Raw genomic sequence first — 17,473 nt, forward strand, 5'->3', positions numbered from 1 at the left:
CATCTTATGGCTCGGGAGGAACACATGAAGCGCGTCGTACAAGTCACTGCCATGCTGGCAGCCCTCATTGCCACCGCCACTACGGCATCGGCCTACCGGATTGAGAAAGTGCAGGCATCCTCGCCGTCCCTTGGTAAGCATTATCTCTATTCCTGCATCTGCGACAACGGAAACCGCATCATCTCGTATTCAACAAGCCCCATCAACGGCAACGACTGCCTTACGGCCTGTTACCATGCCGGTTCCGGATATGGTGGGCCGCAGACGCCGCCCGTGAAGTCCCTCCCTGCCACCACGGCGCAACGTCGACAAGGTGCAGTAGGGCGATAACGTTACGCGGTGGCACGGCCTGCTCAGTGGTGCGTTGCCGGCCGCACGTCCCTGTCGGTGTCCAGGCGCAGCGCCGTGCGCCACAGTGACGTCTTGGTGAACAGGCCATCATCGAATCGTCGCGCGCCCTCAACGCGATCCTCTCGCAACAGCCCCGTCCAGCATAGCGGACGCAGAACCTGAACATAGAGGTTGCTGAGGATCATATCGAAGCGTTCTGACTCGCCCTTTGGCCCATAGAGCGTGTGGCGCAGTTCCGTTGCGGTCGCGCCATTCTCGACCTCGACATTCAGCACATTGAGGAAGATGTCCCAATTGCCCGGCAATCGTTCCGGCCGCCGTGCAAATTGCAGGTGGTCCACTTCGAAGAGATAGAACGGTGTGATGATGCCGAACAGCCGGCCAGGATGACCAACCAAGGACTGGCCCGCCTTGGTCAGCGTGAACTGGCCCTTGGAGTGACGCCCGATCTTCAGGGCAATCATCAGGTCGTGCAGGTCCATCAGCGGACCGAAGTCGATCTCGTTCAGCACCTTGTTGATGGCGAAGAGGTCGGCCTCCAGATAGCCCGGCCATTCGAACTCGGCGGCCGCCCAGTGGACGAAGCTGCGTTTGAAGGCTTTTGATGGCGTCAGCGGGATCGCTCCGTGCTCGTAGATATAGGCGAAGGTCTTTTCCATTGCCCGCACCATTGGCGAGTGCACGAGCGCCGGATCGTCATCGACCACTTCCTCGAACACGATCAAGATCAGATCTCCCGGCCGAACCAGCGAATGCGCCCGATGATCCTGATCTCCTCGGCCGTGCGCTCATAGGGGCTGTAGAACGTGTTGTCGGAGATGATGCGCACCCGCGGCGGCTCAGAGTTCGGGATATGCTCCAGCCGCTTGGCCACCAGACCCATGCCGTCGAACAGCACGAAGATGCCCGGCGGGGTCGGCATGCAGCGGGCAAGGTCGACCAGCACGACGTCCCCGTCGTGCAAGGTCGGCATCATGCTGTCGCCCTCGACATGCATGATGCGCAGGCTTGCCGGATTGGCGCGCAGGCGATGTGTGATCCACGAGCTCCGGAAATGGTAGGGTTCGCCGTTCTCCACTTCGTCCGCGACGAGCTTGCCGCCGCCCATCGAGGCCGTGACCTGGACCGACGGGATTGCCACGAAGGCATCCGCCTCGTCTTCCATGACCGGCTCATCCCCCTCGATCATGCCCTTGCCATGCAGGAGCCAGTTGCGATCGACCTTGATGATCGCGGCGACCTTGTCGAGCTTTTCGAGGTTCGGCCGCTCCGAACGCCCGCGCATGATGTCATAGACGAAGGACCGGTTGACGCGCGCCTGTTCGGCCACCTCGCGCGCGTTCAGCCCCAGCTGCTCGGCTCGGGCTCTCAGTCGTTCGGCAAGCGTGATGGTCATGGATCCGGTCCGTAATGTGGATTTTGTGGATTAAAATGGATTGATTCATCCGCGTCAAGCAAATAGAACATAACAAGAACGATATTTTGGGCAGGGGTGCGCAGAATGGCGACCATCGAGAAGGACTATTTCGCGCTGGAGGAACTGGAAGAGCGCTGGGAGGTGCCGCAGCGGGACCTGGTCTATCTGGCCGAGAATGGCCTGCTGAAGGTGTCGGTTCGTCTCTATGGCGTCCACCTCGAGCAAGGCAGCTACGAGGAGGTCGACGAGGGCCAGTGGTGCAGCATCCCCCACAGCCAGGCTCCCTTTCACGGGCTCCAGGACCTGCGCACCCATGACGCCTACCGGCTGTTTCACGAGGGCGCGCTGCGCATCGATCGATTCGATGCGCCAAGGGATCGGTACTGCGTCGTGCTGCGACCCGAGGACGGGATCATGATCCGCAAGGACGAGTTGGTCGTCCGACGCGAGGAGCGCGACCGCGCCGAAGCCAGGCATGGTCTGGGCGGCACGCAGCGAACATCCGGAATCGTCTTCGAGCAACGGCACGATTTCAGCTAGATCACTCTCGGCGAACAGACCTTCATGCTCGGGCAGATCCAGGCGCGGGTCGTGCGCATTCTCCATGATGCTGCCATGCGCGGGTTCCCCTGGCAGCATGGCAAGGCAGTGCTGGCCGAAGCCGGCTCTTCCTGCACGCGTCTGTCGGACCTGTTCAAGACACAGCCGGAATGGCGCAAGCTGATCCAGTCCGACCGGCGCGGCCGCTATCGTCTCAATATCCGGTTCTTCTGATCCCCCTGTCTCAAGCCCGGTTCCGCCGGGCTTTTGTGCATCTGGATGTGGGCAGCATCCGCCTGCCATCCCCTTGTCCATCCCCCTCTGTGCGTATGAAACGGTGATTCTGATCCCCTAACGATCCACTTTCCATCCCGACGACACCAGCCTGATCCTACTCCATCCTCTCCGCAGGTTTTCTCATACAACCACGGAGAACAAGATGGCTACCAGACACCTCTCCCAGATCGAGCTCGCCGCTCGCTGGAACATTTCGCACCGCACGCTGGAACGCTGGCGCTGGACGGGTGAAGGCCCGCAATACGTCAAGCTCGGCGGCCGCGTCGTCTATCGCCTCGAGGATGTCGAGGCGTTTGAAGCGGAGCAGATCCGCCAAAGCACCCGCGGTCGCAGTTATCAGGCATCGGCGTAGGGGGATGATGATGATTTCCAACCACATCACCCTTGGCGATCTGCGTAACATGCAAATTGGCGCAATTGTTGCACTGCCGGCCGAACAACTCGCCCTTTTACAGGATGCAGCCAATGAGGCGCTGCGTAGTGCCAAGGCAATCAGCGACTGGCTCGATAGCGCCATCGCGCTCAAATACACCGACCGCATCGTGACGGCACGCATGGAGGCGAGCAAGGACACTGGGACCGTCCGCTTTGATGATGGCGCAGTCACTGTGATCGCCGACCTGCCAAAGCGCGTCGATTGGGACCAGGCGCAGCTGGCCGCTCTGGTTGAGCGCATCAGCGCCGCCGGCGACGATCCTGCCGAATATGTCGATGTCAGCTTCAAGGTGCCAGAACGCAAATATACCGCCTGGCCCGGGTCGACCCGCCAGATCTTTGAACCCGCCCGTACCGTCAGGACCGGCGCGCTCAAGGTAAAGCTTGAGCTGAATGGGGGTGCGCAATGACCGGCACATTTCCCATTATCACCATCGACGAACGGATGGCAGCACCGCGCAGTATCAAGGGCTGCATCTTCGGCAAGTCCGGCATCGGCAAGACCTCGCTGCTGTGGACGCTTGATCCCGCCACCACACTGTTCATGGATCTGGAAGCCGGTGATCTCGCCATCGAGGGCTGGGCCGGCAATACGATCCGTCCGCACACTTGGGATGAATGCCGCGACTTCGCAGTTTTCATTGGCGGCCCCAATCCGGCGCTGCGCGACGATCAGGCCTATAGCCAGGCCCATTTTGATGCGGTCGTCGCCCGGCTCGGTGATCCGGCCCAGCTCAGTCGCTACCAAACGGTGTTCATCGATTCGATCACTGTTGCCGGCCGGCTCTGCTTCCAATGGGCCAAGGGCCAGCCGGAGGCGTTCTCCGACAAGACCGGCAAGCCTGACATTCGCGGCGCCTACGGCCTGCATGGCCGCGAGATGATCGCCTGGCTGACGCATCTGCAGCACACGCGCTCAAAGAACATCTGGTTTGTCGGCATTCTCGACGAGAAGCTCGACGACTTCAATCGCAAGGTCTTCGTTCCGCAGATCGAGGGCTCCAAGACCAACCTCGAACTGCCCGGCATCGTCGATGAAGTCATCAGCATGGTCGAACTAAAGGACGATGAAGGTAAGCCCTACCGCGCTTTCGTTTGCCAGACGCTCAACCCGTTCGGCTTTCCGGCCAAGGACCGCTCCGGCCGGCTCGACATGATCGAACAGCCCGATCTTGGCCGGCTGATGGACAAGATCCGCAGCACGGCGCGCCAGGCCTTTGCCGCGCCCTCGGCGACCACCCCTTCCCAAACCTCCTCCACCACAGCTCAAGAACAAGGAGCCTGACCCATGTCGGCATGGAACGATTTCAACGACGCACAGACCAACACCAACCTGATCCCCAAGGGTACGCTCGCCAAGGTGCAGCTCACCATCCGCCCCGGCGGTTTCGACGACCCCTCGCAGGGCTGGACCGGTGGCTATGCCACGCGCGGTTCGACCGGCGCTGTCTATCTCAACGGCGAGTTCACGGTGCTGGAGGGTCAATACGCCCGCCGCAAGATCTTCACGCTGATCGGCCTTTACAGCCCAAAGGGTCCGGATTGGGCCAATATGGGCCGGGCGTTCGTGCGCGGCATGCTCAACTCCGCTCGTGGCCTTTCTGACAAGGACCAAAGCGAGGCGGCACAGGCAGCACGCCGCATCTCGGGCTTTGCCGATCTCGACGGGCTCGAATTTGTCGCCCGCATCGACATTGGCACGGATGCCAACGGTGATGACAAGAATGAAGTCCGTGCTGCCGTGACGCCCGATCACAAGGACTACGCTGCGATCATGGGCCTGGTCAGGGCAACACCGCAGACCAACACCGCACAGGCTGGCGTTGCGCAGAACAATGCCTATGCCGAAGCCAAGCAGCAGGGCACTTCTCCCTCATCGCGCCCGTCCTGGGCACAATAGAGCGAGGGCCCTGCAATGTTGCTTCGTCCCCGCCAGAAACTCTTTGTCGAGCGCAGCCTGTCTGCGCTTGACACCCACGCCAACACGCTCGGCGTTGCACCAACCGGTGCCGGCAAAACCATCATGTTGTCGGCCGTCGCTGGCAAGATGATCGGCGATACGGACGCAAAGGCGGCTGTGCTCGCCCATCGTGATGAATTGACCGCTCAAAACCGCGACAAGTTCGCTCGCGTCAACCCCACCATTTCCACCTCGGTCGTCGATGCCGGCCAAAAGTCCTGGGGCGGCCGGGTCACCTTCGCCATGGTGCCGACGCTGTCGCGCAGCACCAACCTCGCCAGCATGCCGGCGCTCGACCTGCTGGTCATCGATGAGGCACACCACGCCACCGCCGACAGCTACCGCCGCATCATCGATGAGGCGCTGAAGCGCAATCCGTCCTGCCGCATCTTCGGCGTCACCGCCACGCCCAATCGCGGCGATCGCAAGGGCCTGCGCGAGGTCTTCTCCAATGTCTCCGATCAGATCCGCATCGGCGAGTTGATCCGATCCGGCCATCTGGTGCCGCCCCGTACCTTCGTCATCGATGTCGGCGTGAAGGACGAACTGGCCAGGGTGCGCAAGACCGCCAGCGATTTCGACATGGGCGAGGTCGAGCGCATCATGAACCGCGCGCCGGTCATGGATGCCATCATCCGACATTGGAAGGAGAAGGCCGCCGGGCGGCAGACCGTGGTGTTCTGTTCGACGGTCGACCATGCCCGCAGCGCCACCGATGCCTTCAACGAGGCCGGTGTCGCAGCCGTTCTCGTCCATGGCGAGATGGCTGATGGCGAGCGCCAGGCGGCGCTTGCCGCCTATGCTGCCGGCGACGTCCAGGTCGTCGTCAATGTCGCCGTGCTGACCGAAGGCTGGGACCACCCGCCGACCTCCTGCGTCGTGCTGTTGCGCCCGTCCTCATACAAGTCGACCATGATCCAGATGGTCGGTCGGGGTTTGAGAACCGTCGATCCCAACGAACATCCGGGCGTCGTCAAGACCGACTGCGTTGTGCTCGATTTCGGCACCGCCAGCCTGATGCATGGCTCTCTCGAGCAGGAGGTCGATCTCGCCGGCCACGAGGCCTCCGGCGAAGCGCTGACCAAATGCTGCCCGCAATGCGAGGCGGACATCCCGCTCGGCTGTCAGGAATGCCCGCTTTGCGGTTTTGTCTTCGACAGCATCGGCGACGACGGCGGCAATGTTCCGCTCGGCGATTTCGTCATGTCGGAGATCGATCTCCTCAAGCGCTCCAGCTTCCAGTGGTGTGACCTGTTCGGTGACGATGCAGCACTGATGGCCAACGGTTTCTCCGCGTGGGCCGGTGTCTTTTTCCTCAATGGCCGCTGGTACGCGGTCGGCGCGGCGAAAGGGATCGAGCCGCGCCTGCTCTCGATCGGTGAGCGCATGGTGTCCCTGGCCGCCGCCGACGACTGGCTGAACGAGCACGAATCCGATGAGAGCGCCCACAAGACACGGCGCTGGCTGTCGCAACCGCCCACCGACCGGCAGCTGGCGTACCTTCCGGCCGATTACCGGCACGATTTCGGGCTGACCCGCTATCAGGCTTCGGCGCTGCTCTCCTTCCAGTTCAACCGCAATGCCATCCGCAGCCTGGTCTTCGGCGCGGACGGACAGGACCTGGCGAGGGCGGCATGATGATCGACCCGACCGAAGCCGAACAGGCAGCGATCCGCAGCGCCATGAAGCCGGTCGCCGAGATCATGGAGGAGATCGGCTGGCAGACCCGGCTTGCCGATCTTTCCGAACAGCAGGTGCTGACCCTGATCGAGGTGACCGCCACCGGTTTCCAGGACGCGCTTCGTGAACACGCCGCCGCCAATCCCACCCTCGTTCCGGAGGTGCCGTTCTGATGAAACTCTGCACAAAATGTGGCGTCGAAAAGGACCTCGGCGAATTTGGTCGTCGGAAGCTGAGCGCGGACGGTCGACAGAGCTGGTGTCGAGATTGCCGGCGTGAGTACCAACGAATCTACGCTCAGAACTGCAGGGATCCGAAGCGACATCGCGAAGCACAACGCCGATACCGCACGCGGCATGCCGAAAAGCACCGTGCCCACTGCATTGTCAGGAAAGCGATTCTGAGCTGCCGGATCATCGTGCCCGTCTGGTGCCAGCGCTGCGGCTGTGTGACCGAACTCGAAGCTCACCACCACGACTATTCGCAGCCACTCGCTGTCGAATGGCTGTGCTCGATCTGCCACGGGCGCGCGCACCGTCGCTACGAGGGAGGCGATCATGCTGGACTATAATCGCCGCCTGGGCTTCGCCGACCACATCAACACAGCCATCGATGCAGCACTTGTCGCCGAGAACGAGGCCACGCCGCCGCGCGATTACCTTGGCGGCTCTCGTCTCGGTGTTGCCTGCGAGCGCGCCCTGCAGTTCGAGTTTACGGCGACGCCCAAGGACGACGGCGCCGGCTTTACCGGCCAGACGCTGCGCATCTTCGCCATCGGTCACCAGCTCGAGGATCTGGCTATCCAGTGGCTGCGCGCCGCCGGCTTCGATCTCTATACGCGCAAGGGCAACCGACCCGACGGCGAACAGTTCGGCTTTTCTGTCGCAGGCGGACGCATTCGCGGTCATGTCGACGGCATCATTGCTGCCGGACCACAAGGTTCTGGCTTCGCCGTTCCCGCGCTGTGGGAATGCAAGACCATGAACGCAAAGAACTGGCGCGCCTGCGTCAAGGAGGGCGTGGCGAAGTCGAAGCCGGTCTATGCCGCCCAGATCGCGGTCTATCAGGCCTATATGGACCCGCAGGTTCCCGGCATCGCGACAAATCCGGCGCTGTTCACCGCCATCAACAAGGATACTGCCGAACTCCACCACGAGCTGGTGCCGTTCGATGCCGGGCGCGCTCAGACCGCCAGCGATCGCGCCGTGCGGATCCTGCAGGCAACCGATGCTGGCGAACTGCTGCCGCGCATCGCCACCAGTTCTGACTTCTTCGAATGCCGCTTCTGCCCATGGGCCAAGCACTGCTGGGAGCAACCCGTATGAGCGACGAGCATGACGACGACATGACCGGCTCCCCGAAGCCGCCCGTCAGCGGCGAGATTGTCCATTTCAATCCATGGCGCGACTTCAACGACGCGCCCTGCCAGATTGACTTGTTCGGCGACGAGCCGGACCCGGATCAGATCGCCCGGTTCATGGAGGTCGTCTTCGGCTACTGCGAAGGCCTGATCCCGGTCCGCAGCTTCATCGACAAGGGTCAGGGCTTTGACGGCCGCCCCCACAACATCTGGATCGAAGCCGACCACGCGGTTGCCGACAAGATGGCGACCTTCGCCAGTTGGGCCGGCCGCGAAGGCGCGGCCGTCTATGTCATCCCTGGCACCGTCGCCGCCAAGGGCCAGGCCAAGGCCGGCGACATCGTGCAGATGCAGACAGTGGTGGTCGACATCGACACCGGCGATATTGCCGCCAAGCGCGCCCATCTCGAGCGCCATCTCGGCTCTCCCACCATGGTGGTGGAAAGCGGCGGCGTGACACCGGATGGACAGCGCAAGGCCCATGTCTGGTGGAAGCTGACCGAGCCGGCCGAAGGCCACGATATCACCCGCATCTGCCGTTTGCGTGGTGACATTGCCGCCAAGGTCGGCGGCGACACACATTTCCGATCGCCGCATCAGCCGATCCGGGTGGCCGGCTCGGTCTATTACAAGAACAGCCTCAAGACGCAGGTGCGCATCGTCGCGCTCAATGCCGATCTCGAGCGCGATCTCGAGGAATTCATCGAGGCCGTCGCCGACATGCCGCCGGCGCCCGGCATCTCGCTCCAGCCTGACTTTTCCGTAACTGACAAGCCGGCCGTCGCCGATGTGCTGGTGACCCCGGTGCGCGAGGGCGCGCAGGATGACTGGTCGCGCTTCGAGGGCGCCTCGGCCGCCATCGGCCACTACATCCGCATGGTGCACGACGGCCGGCTGTCGAAGGGCGAAGGCTGGCAGGCAATCTGTGAATACAACGCCGCCATGTTGCGGCCTGCCTGGCCGGTGGAGCGGCTGAAGCGCGAGTCGGAGCGGCTCTGGTCCATCCATGTCGAAAAGCACGGTCCCCCGCTGGTCCGCCTCGACAGCGCGGCACCCGCGCCGAACGAGCTTCCCACCTTCACGCTCGGCGCGCTGCTTGACGACACCACCCCAATGCCGGCCGACATCATCGCGCCGCGCGTGCTGACGCCGGGTGGCCTTCTGGTGCTCGGCGGCGCACCAAAGGTCGGCAAGAGCGATCTGTTGATCACCTGGCTCGTGCACATGGCCGCGGGCTTGCCCTTTCTTGGCTTCACGCCGCCGCGGCCGCTGCGGATCTTCTACCTGCAGGCGGAGATCCAGTATCACTACCTGCGTGAGCGCATGCAGCAGATCGGGTTGCCGTCCGACATGCTGGCCGCCGCGCGCGACAATCTCGTTGCCACGCCGAAGCTGCAGATGCTGCTCGATGCCGAGGGCAGCGTGCGTGTCGCCGCAGCGATCCGACGCGCTTTTCCGGCCGAACCCGTAGACATCATCTGCATCGACCCGATCCGCAACCTGTTCGACGGTGGCCCAGATGGTGGCGGCGAAAACGACAATGCCGCCATGATGTTCTTCCTCAAGGATCGCGTCGAGGCCCTGCGCGATCATATCGATCCCGATTGCGGCGTAGTTCTTATCCACCACACCAGGAAGCTCTCCAAGCAACAGGTGAAGGACGACCCGTTCCTCGCGCTCTCCGGCGCCAGCGCCCTGCGTGGCTTCTACACCACCGGCCTTATCCTGCACCGCCCTGACGAAGAGTCATCCCAACGGCGACTGGAAATCGAATTGCGCAATGGCCCGGCGTTGCCGGCAAAACTCGTCGACAAGGTCAACGGCCGATGGGTCGAACTCAACCCGATGAACGAGCGGCTGGTACGTGCAGAAGTAGGCGCCAAGCACGATGCTGAACGTGTGCGCAAAGGCGATGTGATCCTGCAACTCCTCTTCGATGAGGCCCGTTCCGGCCATCTTTATACCGCTTTGCAATTCGCTGAAGCCTTCGAGAACAAGGCCGGGCTCGGCGGCAAGGACACGATCCGGGAGCGGATCAGCGTGCTTGCGACCAAGGGTTTCATCAAATTCGTCCGTGATGGCGCACCGTTCGGGTTGCCCACCTCAAGGTCGAAATTTGGCTATCTCTGCGTCGAGGGCATGAGGTTTCCGACCGGCGAAGCCGACGCCGATGAGGAGACGGGTGAGATCGTGCCCGTTCTCAATCCTGTGCTGCCGACCATCTACAAATGTCCGCAAAGCGGCGCGGCGCTCCCGGTCGAGAACCCGACCGTATGGGTCTATCCGGAGGGTGTCGAATGATCATCTGGCACCGCGTCCCGTATTGCGCAGCATTGCGCAGCTTCAAGTTGGGGGAGTTGGGAAGTTTTCTCCCAACTACCTGCGCTGCATCACTGCCGATTTCGCAGGCTCGCGCGCCAGCAAGTTGGGAAGGCCTTTCCCAACTACCTTTGATCTTCCGCGCACCATCACGCTGTGACACGCAGCTTCAAGTTGGGAACGGCTTGAACGTTTCTCGCCTCCACAACTTGATTTTATCAAGCAATCACAAAGACTTGCCTACCTTTTCAAGTTGTGGGGGTGAAACCCACCCTTACAGGGTGGGGAGGAGGACGCCCAGCGTAGCCGCTGGCGTCTCCTCCTCCCTCTGCCCGGTTCGGGAAGGTCCGGCGTGTCTTCCGTCCGTTAGCAGTAAGAGGTGAACCATGAATCAGCGACATGTCGTGCATGCGCTCAACTTTTCCAATCCTCCACAAGTAGGCACGGTGCTGCTGCGCGAAGGACAGCGATACGAACTGCTCGAAATCCGACCCTACGTCCGACGCGATGGAAAACAGACCTGGCTGCTCGTCTGGCAGTCCCACTGTGCAGATTGCGATCGCGCGTTCGAGGTCATCACCGGCATCAAGACCTCCGTCGGCAACCTCAACCGTCGTTGTTCAATCCATCATAGTCCAGGGCGAGCCGTCTCGGCCGCCGGTGTTGCACGCCGCAATCGCTTTCTACGCCGCAAGGCATCTCGCAAGCCGTGAGCGCAAAGATCCCGACCAGACGACGGTGGCCCGTACCGCCAAGCACATGACCGCCGTCGTCCTCCACCACAGCAGCCAACCCGAGAAGGAGACCACCCATGGCTGAACCGACTCAGCGCATTGAGAACAGCAGCGCAATCCCCGCGCTGCCCGTCATGATGGCGCATCATCGCCCGATTCTCGCCCTCGACCTCGGCACCACCACCGGCTGGGCGTTGCGCGACGCCGACGGTCTGATCACCAGCGGCACGTTGTCGCTACGCCCCGGACGTTTCGATGGCGGCGGCATGCGCTATCTGCGCTTTGCCAACTGGCTGGCCGAGATCGACCGGCTCACCGGTCCCATGGCCGCGATCTGGTTCGAGGAGGTGCGCCGCCATGCCGGCACCGACGCTGCCCATGTCTATGGCGGGCTGATGGCGACGCTGACCGCTTGGGCCGAGCAGCATGGCGTGCCTTATCAGGGCGTTCCGGTCGGCACGATCAAACGTCACGTGACGGCCAAGGGCAATGCTGGCAAGGAGGCCGTGCTTGCCGCGGTCCGTGCGCGTGGTTTCAGTCCCGCCGACGATAACGAGGCCGACGCCATCGCGCTGTTGCTGTGGGCGGTGGAAACCGCAGGCGGTGTGCGATGAGCGGTTGGACGCCGAGCATGGTCGAGGAGCGGCTCGCGGAAGCCGCCGCAGTTCTCAACCGTCTGCCCGAACCGCGGCGGCAGGGATATTTCAACACCTGGCCGGATTACTTCTACGAGTTCGCCGACCTCGTCGGTCAGGAACCGCAGCCGATGCGCCTCGTCCCGTCGCCCGCCGCCATCAGCCAGATGGAGGAAACGCTGACCTGGACCTTCGACCTCGACCCGGTCGACGGCAGGATCGTGTGGATGAAAGCCCATGGTTGGCGCTGGAAGGCGATCTGCGGCCGGGTCGGGCTTCAGCGGTCCGCAGCCAACCAACACTGGCTTTATGCGCTGTGCCTCATCGCCCTGAAGCTCAACCGGCGGCGGTTCAATCGCAACCTGTCGAGGCGCAAGGTGATCGAACTGGCTCGTGCGTCGCAAGCATGAGAACCGGGTAGAACTTTGTTCGGCGGACAGTTTTCGAACGGACAAAACCGGCTTGTTTGGGGTAGATTCTGGATATGCTCGGGAGAGCAGCGCGCCCGCGACGGTGAAAACCATCGCGGGCGTTGTCGTTTCCAGTACTACCGTCACCATCATCAGCATTATCGACGAGATCAGCTCCGTGCCCGTGCGTCCGCCGATCCATCGCCCGGTTGGCCGGCGCGACAAGCGCGAGCGCGATCGTGATTACGCAAGCAGGCGCAATCCGGTGGCACGTGCGCTCTACCGCTCGAAGCGCTGGCGAACGGAACGCGCCGCGTTCCTGCACGAGCATCCGCTGTGTGTGGAATGCGCGCGTCATGACCTGATCCGACCAGCCAGCGTCGTCGACCACATCGATCCCCATGGTGGTGATGAGACGGTGTTCTGGGATTGCAGCCGCTGGCAGGCGCTGTGTGCCTCGTGCCATGGCCGCAAGACGGCGGCGCAGGATGGCGGCTTCGGCAATACGCGGCGCTGCACATGAGCCCGCAACACCCCCCGGGGACCTCAAAAGTAGCGAAAGTTTGCTGCCAGGACCGCGCGCCACCAAACACGCATCCGTGGCCAAAATGGAGCATGGGGGGTGCGCAACCAGGATGTTGATTTCATTGGATACAGACAATGGCAGTCGCTGAAACCGCGCACATCGGCGCCGACGACCACGCATGCCAGCTTTCGGTCGAATACCGGCCGCTCGACAGCCTGGTGCCCTATGCGCGCAATGCCCGCACGCATTCGGATGCGCAGGTGGCCGAGATCGCCGGGTCGATCCGCGCCTTCGGCTTCACCAACCCGGTGCTGATTGCCGAGGATGGCACGCTGATTGCCGGTCATGGCCGCGTGCTGGCGGCGCGCAAGCTCGGTATGGAGACGGTGCCGACGATCGTGCTGGCGGGCCTGTCGGAAACCCAACGCCGGGCGCTGGTGCTGGCCGACAACCGCATCGCCATGAATGCCGGTTGGGACGAAGAATTGCTGGGCCTCGAACTCTCCGACCTGCAGGAGGCCGGCTTCGATCTTGGCCTCACCGGCTTTGACGATGATGAATTGCAGGACCTGCTTTATGGCAATCGTGATGAGCAGGACGGCCTGACCGAGGATGACGCCATTCCGGAAGTCCCGGTAACGCCGGTGAGCCGGCGCGGCGATCTCTGGTTGCTTGGCAATCATCGCTTGCTGTGCGGTGACAGTACCGATCCAGCAGATGTCACGCGCTTGATGAACGGCGAGCGGGCGGCGCTGTTTGCCACCGACCCACCTTACCTGGTCGACTATGACGGCACCAATCATCCGACCAAGAAGAACGCGTCAAAGCGGGCGAAGAAGATCGCCAACAAGGATTGGTCTGAAGATTATATCGAACAGCCCCACTGGGATGATTCCAGCCAGGGGCCAGAATTTTATGAAGCCTTCTGCCGGGTGGCGATCGATCATGCCATTGCCGAGGATGTCGCCTGGTATTGCTGGCACGCCTCGCGCCGTCAGCGCATGCTGGAAAATGTCTGGGACCAGTTCGATGTTCTGCATCATCAGCAGATCATCTGGGCGAAATCTCGCCCGGTGCTGACGCGCTCGGTGATGCTGTGGGCGCATGAGCCCTGCCTGTTTGGCTGGGTTCGCGGCAAGAAGCCAAGGATCAATCGCGAGGGTTTTGAAAGCTGGCCGACGACGGTGTGGAATATTCCGTCGTCCGAGATTGAAACCCGCGAGCACCCGACATCAAAACCGGTGCGCGTGTTCACGCTGCCAATGCTGTTGCACACAAGAACCGGTGATATCTGTTACGAGCCGTTTTCAGGCTCCGGATCGCAGCTGATCGCTGGTGAGAAGACCGGCCGCAAGGTTTATGGCCTCGAACTGTCAGAAGCCTTCTGCGATGTCGTCGTCAAACGCTGGCAGGAATATACCGGCAAGCCGGCGACGCTGGATGGTGATGGCCGCAGCTTTGACGCGATCACGGCAGAGCGTGTGCCGGAACAGGCTGATGCGGCATGAAGCAATCGCGCACCATGTCGCTGGTAGAAGCCTTCGCCAATGTCGCAGTTGGTTATGGCATCGCGGTCATCACCCAGATTGTGGTGTTCCCACTGTTCGGACTGACGACCACACTCGCCGAGAACATGGCGATGGGCGCCATCTTCACCGTCGTCAGCATCGCCCGTAGCTACTGTCTGCGCAGGGCGTTTGAAAGCTTGTGGCTGAGCAGAAAACCCAGCGCATGAAGCTTCGGTGTCGAGCTTTTCTGGTCAAGCTTTCCTGGCGCTTGGGAAAAACAATGCGGCAGATTTGCCCCTGAGATCCTCGGCTTCTTTGGCCAGACGAGCGCTGCGTAACCGCAGTGTCTTTTCCTGGCGAGCCTGAGCGATCGGGTCGCATTTTTGGTCGGCGGGCTTCCGGAGAAGAAAGGGTGTTTGAATTTTAGCGAAAGCTATCTCAGCTGTTTGGCGAGATATGCTGTGTGTTGGTGTCATTGTTGGTGTTGTCTTCCAGAGGCCAGCTTCGGTGAGCAGCCATAAAAAAAGGCCAGGCAAATTGCCTGACCTTGATTGGTATTATGCTTTCGCAGTGCCAGTACATCCGTGGTCAAGGGAAAGCGGATACCGTTTTAGGCAGCTTGCAGGTTGCAAGCCGACATTTTGCCCGACTTCATGTCGCGCTCCATGTCATAGGCAATCTTCTGGCCTTCGACGATTTCGCGCATTCCGGCGCGCTCGACGGCAGAGATGTGAACGAAGGCGTCAGCGCCGCCGTTGTCAGGCTGAATGAAGCCGAAGCCTTTTGTGGAATTGAACCATTTAACTGTGCCAGTGGTCATAACGAACCCTTTCATAGCAACATAGAGGACCGCAGCGCCGAGGCGTTACGGATGATGATAGCGATGTTTTAAAGGGAGGGTTCGTTCAAGGCGCGGTGCCAATCGCGCAATAAAAAAGCTCAACAAGAAAATATCGATGGCCTTCAATAGGGGCGATTGGACTTGGTGTCAACTTTTACTTTTGCCAATCGTTACGCGAACCGAAATTATCTGGTGCTCACACAAGGAGTTCTGACATGGCCGGCCGCAAGCCGCTGCCAACACATCTGAAGCTTGTGAAAGGTACAGCCCGTCCGCACCGCATGAACAAGGCCGAGCCAAAGCCGGTGGTGGCAGTTCCTGCGCCGCCGGATCATCTTGATGAGGAGGCAAGCGCCAAGTTTACCGAAATGGCCGAACTGCTCGCCCGTCATGGCGTCATGACCGAGCTCGATACCGGTGCGCTGGCCCGGTACGTCGTGATCTGGCGGCGCTGGCTCGACGCAGAACAGGAAGTGAAGCGCCGTGGGCCGGTGGTGAAGACGTCAAACGACAACATCATCCAGAACCCGTTCCTGGCCGTCGCCAACAAGTGCCTGGCACAGATGGCGCAGATTGAAAGTGAGTTCGGGCTGACGCCGTCGAGCCGCTCGCGGATTCGCATGGCGGAGCCGGCTGAGACCAAAGACCCGTTCGAGGATTTTTTGACCCGTGGCAGAAAAGCGTAAATCCGGATCGGCGAGGAAAGCGCCGTCCTGTCCGGTCGAGGCGTACGCGCGCGCTGTCGCCAGCGGCAAGATTGTTGCCGGGCGCCTGGTGCGGCTTGCCTGCGAGCGTCATCTCGCCGATCTAAAGATGGGCGCCAAGCGCGGCCTGGTCTGGGATGGCGCTGCGGCACGCCATGCGATCGACTTCTTCGGTCATCTCCGCCATTCGACCGGCGAATGGGCCGGCGAGCCGTTCGCGCTGCAGCCCTGGCAGCAGTTCGTCGTCGGTTCGCTCTATGGCTGGAAGCGAAAGAATGGGCTGCGCCGTTTCCGTACAGCTTACGTCGAGGTGGCGAGGAAGAACGGCAAGTCGGTGCTGCTGGCCGGCACGGCGCTTTATGCCTTGATTGCCGATGGCGAGCCCGGCGCGCATGTCTATTCGGCGGCAACGACACGGGATCAGGCGAGGATCGTCTTTGGCGAGGCCGAGCGCATGGTGGCGGCAAGCAGCGCCCTGCAGGCAAGGATCACCAGGACGGTGAACAATCTGGCGGTGCTGCCAACCTCGTCCTGGTTCCGGCCGTTGTCAGCGGATGCCACCAAGATGGACGGTTTGAACATTCATTTTGCGGCTGTCGACGAGGTGCATGAACATCCTGGACCCGAGATCATCCAGAAGCTCAACACCGCGACGGGTGCTCGGCGGCAGCCACTGATCTTCGAGATCACCACGGCGGGTTATGATCGCCATTCCGTTTGTCGCCAGCATCATGAGTTCTCGGTCAAGGCGCTGGAGGGCACGGTGCCGACAGACTCGTCCGACAGCTGGTTCGGCTATATCGCCACCATCGACGACGGCGACGATTGGACTAACCCCGCCGTCTGGGTGAAGGCAAACCCGAGCCTCGGCGTCACCGTCAAGGTCGACGATCTCAAGCGCCAGATCGACGAAGCAAAAGAAATGCCGCCGCAGCAGAACGCGATCCGCCGGCTGAGATTGAACGAATGGACCGAACAGGTCACGCGCTGGCTCGACATGGCGGTGTGGGAAGAAGGTGGCCTGCCAGCCGCCGCCGACTGGCGCATCGTCAAACACGAGCTGGAGGAACTGGAAAGCAAGCTGCTCGGCCGCGAATGCTATGGCGGGCTTGATCTTGCCCGCGTCAATGATCTGTCGGCCTTCGTGCTGTTGTTTCCGCCGACGCTCGACGACGATCTCGACGCCCTTGCAGACAAATGGATCGTCATCTGCCGGTTCTTCATCCCCGAGGATGACATCGTTCGCCGCGTGCGCCGTGACCGCGTGCCCTATGATGTCTGGCGTGACCAGGGATTCCTGACCGCCACACCCGGCAATGCAACCGACTTCGCCTTCGTCGAGAAGGAAATCCTCGAACTGGCATCACGCTATGATCTGCGCGAGCTGTCCTACGACCGCACCTTTGCCGGCGAGATCGTCCAGCATCTGCAGGATGAAGGGCTGGCCCTCGTCCAGTTCGGCCAGGGGTTCCTTTCCATGGCGGCCCCCACGGCGGAACTGGAGCGGCTGTCTGTGTCGCGATCGCTCTGGCATGGCGGTCATCCGGTGCTGCGCTGGAATGCTTCTAACGTTGCCGTGCGTCATGATCCAGCCGGCAACATCAAGCCGGACAAGGAGCGCTCGACCGAACGCATCGACGGCATTGTCGCGATCTGCAACGCGCTCGGCCGGGCGCTGGCGCGTGACGTCAATGCTGGCCGCTCGGTTTATGAGAACCGCGGCATCCTGATGCTGTAGCGGCGACCGCAGAGAAGA

General features: G+C 61.8%; 22 protein-coding genes. 19 read left to right on the forward strand and 3 right to left on the reverse strand.

Annotated features, from left to right (window positions below; translation table 11 throughout):
- The first annotated feature begins 24 nt into the window (after nucleotides 1–24).
- Nucleotides 25–330, forward strand: a complete 306-nt coding sequence (locus MKS82_RS10160; protein ID WP_109988931.1) for a hypothetical protein — start codon at nucleotides 25–27, stop codon at nucleotides 328–330.
- A gap of 23 nt (nucleotides 331–353) precedes the next feature.
- Here MKS82_RS10160 and MKS82_RS10165 read toward each other — a convergent pair whose 3' ends face one another.
- A complete protein-coding gene (locus tag MKS82_RS10165) occupies nucleotides 354–1,076 on the reverse strand; it encodes a hypothetical protein (protein ID WP_109988930.1) in 723 nt (240 codons plus the stop codon).
- A gap of 2 nt (nucleotides 1,077–1,078) precedes the next feature.
- Nucleotides 1,079–1,747 carry an XRE family transcriptional regulator gene (locus tag MKS82_RS10170; RefSeq protein WP_109988929.1) on the reverse strand — a complete coding sequence of 223 codons (669 nt, stop codon included), beginning with the start codon at nucleotides 1,745–1,747 and terminating at the stop codon, nucleotides 1,079–1,081.
- A gap of 105 nt (nucleotides 1,748–1,852) precedes the next feature.
- On the opposite strand from MKS82_RS10170, the gene MKS82_RS10175 reads away from it, so the two are divergent.
- From MKS82_RS10175 to MKS82_RS10250, 16 genes are all read left to right on the forward strand, one after another.
- On the forward strand, nucleotides 1,853–2,308 hold the full coding sequence (locus MKS82_RS10175) for a hypothetical protein (protein WP_240578723.1): 456 nt from the start codon (nucleotides 1,853–1,855) through the stop codon (nucleotides 2,306–2,308).
- A gap of 24 nt (nucleotides 2,309–2,332) precedes the next feature.
- Nucleotides 2,333–2,542, forward strand: coding sequence for a hypothetical protein (locus MKS82_RS10180; RefSeq protein ID WP_240578724.1), 210 nt, complete (start codon nucleotides 2,333–2,335; stop codon nucleotides 2,540–2,542).
- A 205-nt stretch (nucleotides 2,543–2,747) separates the two neighbouring features.
- A complete protein-coding gene (locus MKS82_RS10185; protein ID WP_240578725.1) occupies nucleotides 2,748–2,957 on the forward strand; it encodes a helix-turn-helix transcriptional regulator in 210 nt (69 codons plus the stop codon).
- Between the two features lie 4 nt (nucleotides 2,958–2,961).
- On the forward strand, nucleotides 2,962–3,450 hold the full coding sequence (locus tag MKS82_RS10190) for a hypothetical protein (RefSeq protein WP_240578726.1): 489 nt from the start codon (nucleotides 2,962–2,964) through the stop codon (nucleotides 3,448–3,450).
- The gene (locus tag MKS82_RS10195; RefSeq protein WP_240578727.1) at nucleotides 3,447–4,325 is read left to right on the forward strand and encodes an ATP-binding protein; all 879 of its coding nucleotides are present in this window, start codon (nucleotides 3,447–3,449) and stop codon (nucleotides 4,323–4,325) included. Before MKS82_RS10190 ends, MKS82_RS10195 begins: the two co-directional genes overlap by 4 nt.
- A 3-nt stretch (nucleotides 4,326–4,328) precedes the next feature.
- Nucleotides 4,329–4,940 (forward strand): hypothetical protein, encoded by a 612-nt coding sequence (locus MKS82_RS10200; RefSeq protein ID WP_100651836.1) that lies wholly within the window; start codon nucleotides 4,329–4,331, stop codon nucleotides 4,938–4,940.
- 15 nt (nucleotides 4,941–4,955) lie between these two features.
- Nucleotides 4,956–6,638, forward strand: coding sequence for a DEAD/DEAH box helicase (locus MKS82_RS10205; protein ID WP_240578728.1), 1,683 nt, complete (start codon nucleotides 4,956–4,958; stop codon nucleotides 6,636–6,638).
- Complete coding sequence (locus MKS82_RS10210) at nucleotides 6,635–6,853, forward strand: DUF6511 domain-containing protein (RefSeq protein WP_200952443.1); 219 nt, start codon at nucleotides 6,635–6,637, stop codon at nucleotides 6,851–6,853. Before MKS82_RS10205 ends, MKS82_RS10210 begins: the two co-directional genes overlap by 4 nt.
- Nucleotides 6,854–7,237: 384 nt before the next feature.
- Entirely contained in the window at nucleotides 7,238–8,005 is a 768-nt protein-coding gene (locus MKS82_RS10215; protein WP_240578729.1) for a hypothetical protein, read from the forward strand.
- The gene (locus MKS82_RS10220) at nucleotides 8,002–10,341 is read left to right on the forward strand and encodes an AAA family ATPase (protein ID WP_240578730.1); all 2,340 of its coding nucleotides are present in this window, start codon (nucleotides 8,002–8,004) and stop codon (nucleotides 10,339–10,341) included. Before MKS82_RS10215 ends, MKS82_RS10220 begins: the two co-directional genes overlap by 4 nt.
- A 404-nt stretch (nucleotides 10,342–10,745) precedes the next feature.
- Entirely contained in the window at nucleotides 10,746–11,072 is a 327-nt protein-coding gene (locus MKS82_RS10225; protein WP_109988921.1) for a hypothetical protein, read from the forward strand.
- Between the two features lie 155 nt (nucleotides 11,073–11,227).
- Nucleotides 11,228–11,707 (forward strand): crossover junction endodeoxyribonuclease RuvC, encoded by a 480-nt coding sequence (locus tag MKS82_RS10230; protein WP_240579020.1) that lies wholly within the window; start codon nucleotides 11,228–11,230, stop codon nucleotides 11,705–11,707.
- Complete coding sequence (locus MKS82_RS10235) at nucleotides 11,704–12,138, forward strand: DUF6362 family protein (protein ID WP_240578731.1); 435 nt, start codon at nucleotides 11,704–11,706, stop codon at nucleotides 12,136–12,138. Before MKS82_RS10230 ends, MKS82_RS10235 begins: the two co-directional genes overlap by 4 nt.
- A 103-nt stretch (nucleotides 12,139–12,241) precedes the next feature.
- A complete protein-coding gene (locus tag MKS82_RS10240) occupies nucleotides 12,242–12,661 on the forward strand; it encodes an HNH endonuclease signature motif containing protein (protein WP_240578732.1) in 420 nt (139 codons plus the stop codon).
- Nucleotides 12,662–12,798: 137 nt separating this feature from the next.
- Entirely contained in the window at nucleotides 12,799–14,172 is a 1,374-nt protein-coding gene (locus MKS82_RS10245) for a site-specific DNA-methyltransferase (protein ID WP_240578733.1), read from the forward strand.
- Nucleotides 14,169–14,399, forward strand: a complete 231-nt coding sequence (locus tag MKS82_RS10250; protein WP_091524575.1) for a DUF7220 family protein — start codon at nucleotides 14,169–14,171, stop codon at nucleotides 14,397–14,399. The genes MKS82_RS10245 and MKS82_RS10250 overlap by 4 nt, the downstream gene beginning before the upstream one ends.
- 383 nt (nucleotides 14,400–14,782) lie before the next feature.
- On the opposite strand, the gene MKS82_RS10260 is transcribed toward MKS82_RS10250, so the two are convergent.
- Entirely contained in the window at nucleotides 14,783–14,992 is a 210-nt protein-coding gene (locus MKS82_RS10260) for a cold-shock protein (protein ID WP_091524570.1), read from the reverse strand.
- A 236-nt stretch (nucleotides 14,993–15,228) separates the two neighbouring features.
- Here MKS82_RS10260 and MKS82_RS10265 point away from each other — a divergent pair, with 236 nt between their 5' ends.
- Nucleotides 15,229–15,699, forward strand: a complete 471-nt coding sequence (locus MKS82_RS10265) for a phage terminase small subunit P27 family (RefSeq protein WP_109988916.1) — start codon at nucleotides 15,229–15,231, stop codon at nucleotides 15,697–15,699.
- Entirely contained in the window at nucleotides 15,683–17,455 is a 1,773-nt protein-coding gene (locus MKS82_RS10270) for a terminase TerL endonuclease subunit (RefSeq protein WP_240578734.1), read from the forward strand. The genes MKS82_RS10265 and MKS82_RS10270 overlap by 17 nt, the downstream gene beginning before the upstream one ends.
- Nucleotides 17,456–17,473 lie beyond the last annotated feature (18 nt).

This window comes from Ochrobactrum sp. A-1, assembly GCF_022488005.1.
GTDB lineage: Bacteria > Pseudomonadota > Alphaproteobacteria > Rhizobiales > Rhizobiaceae > Brucella.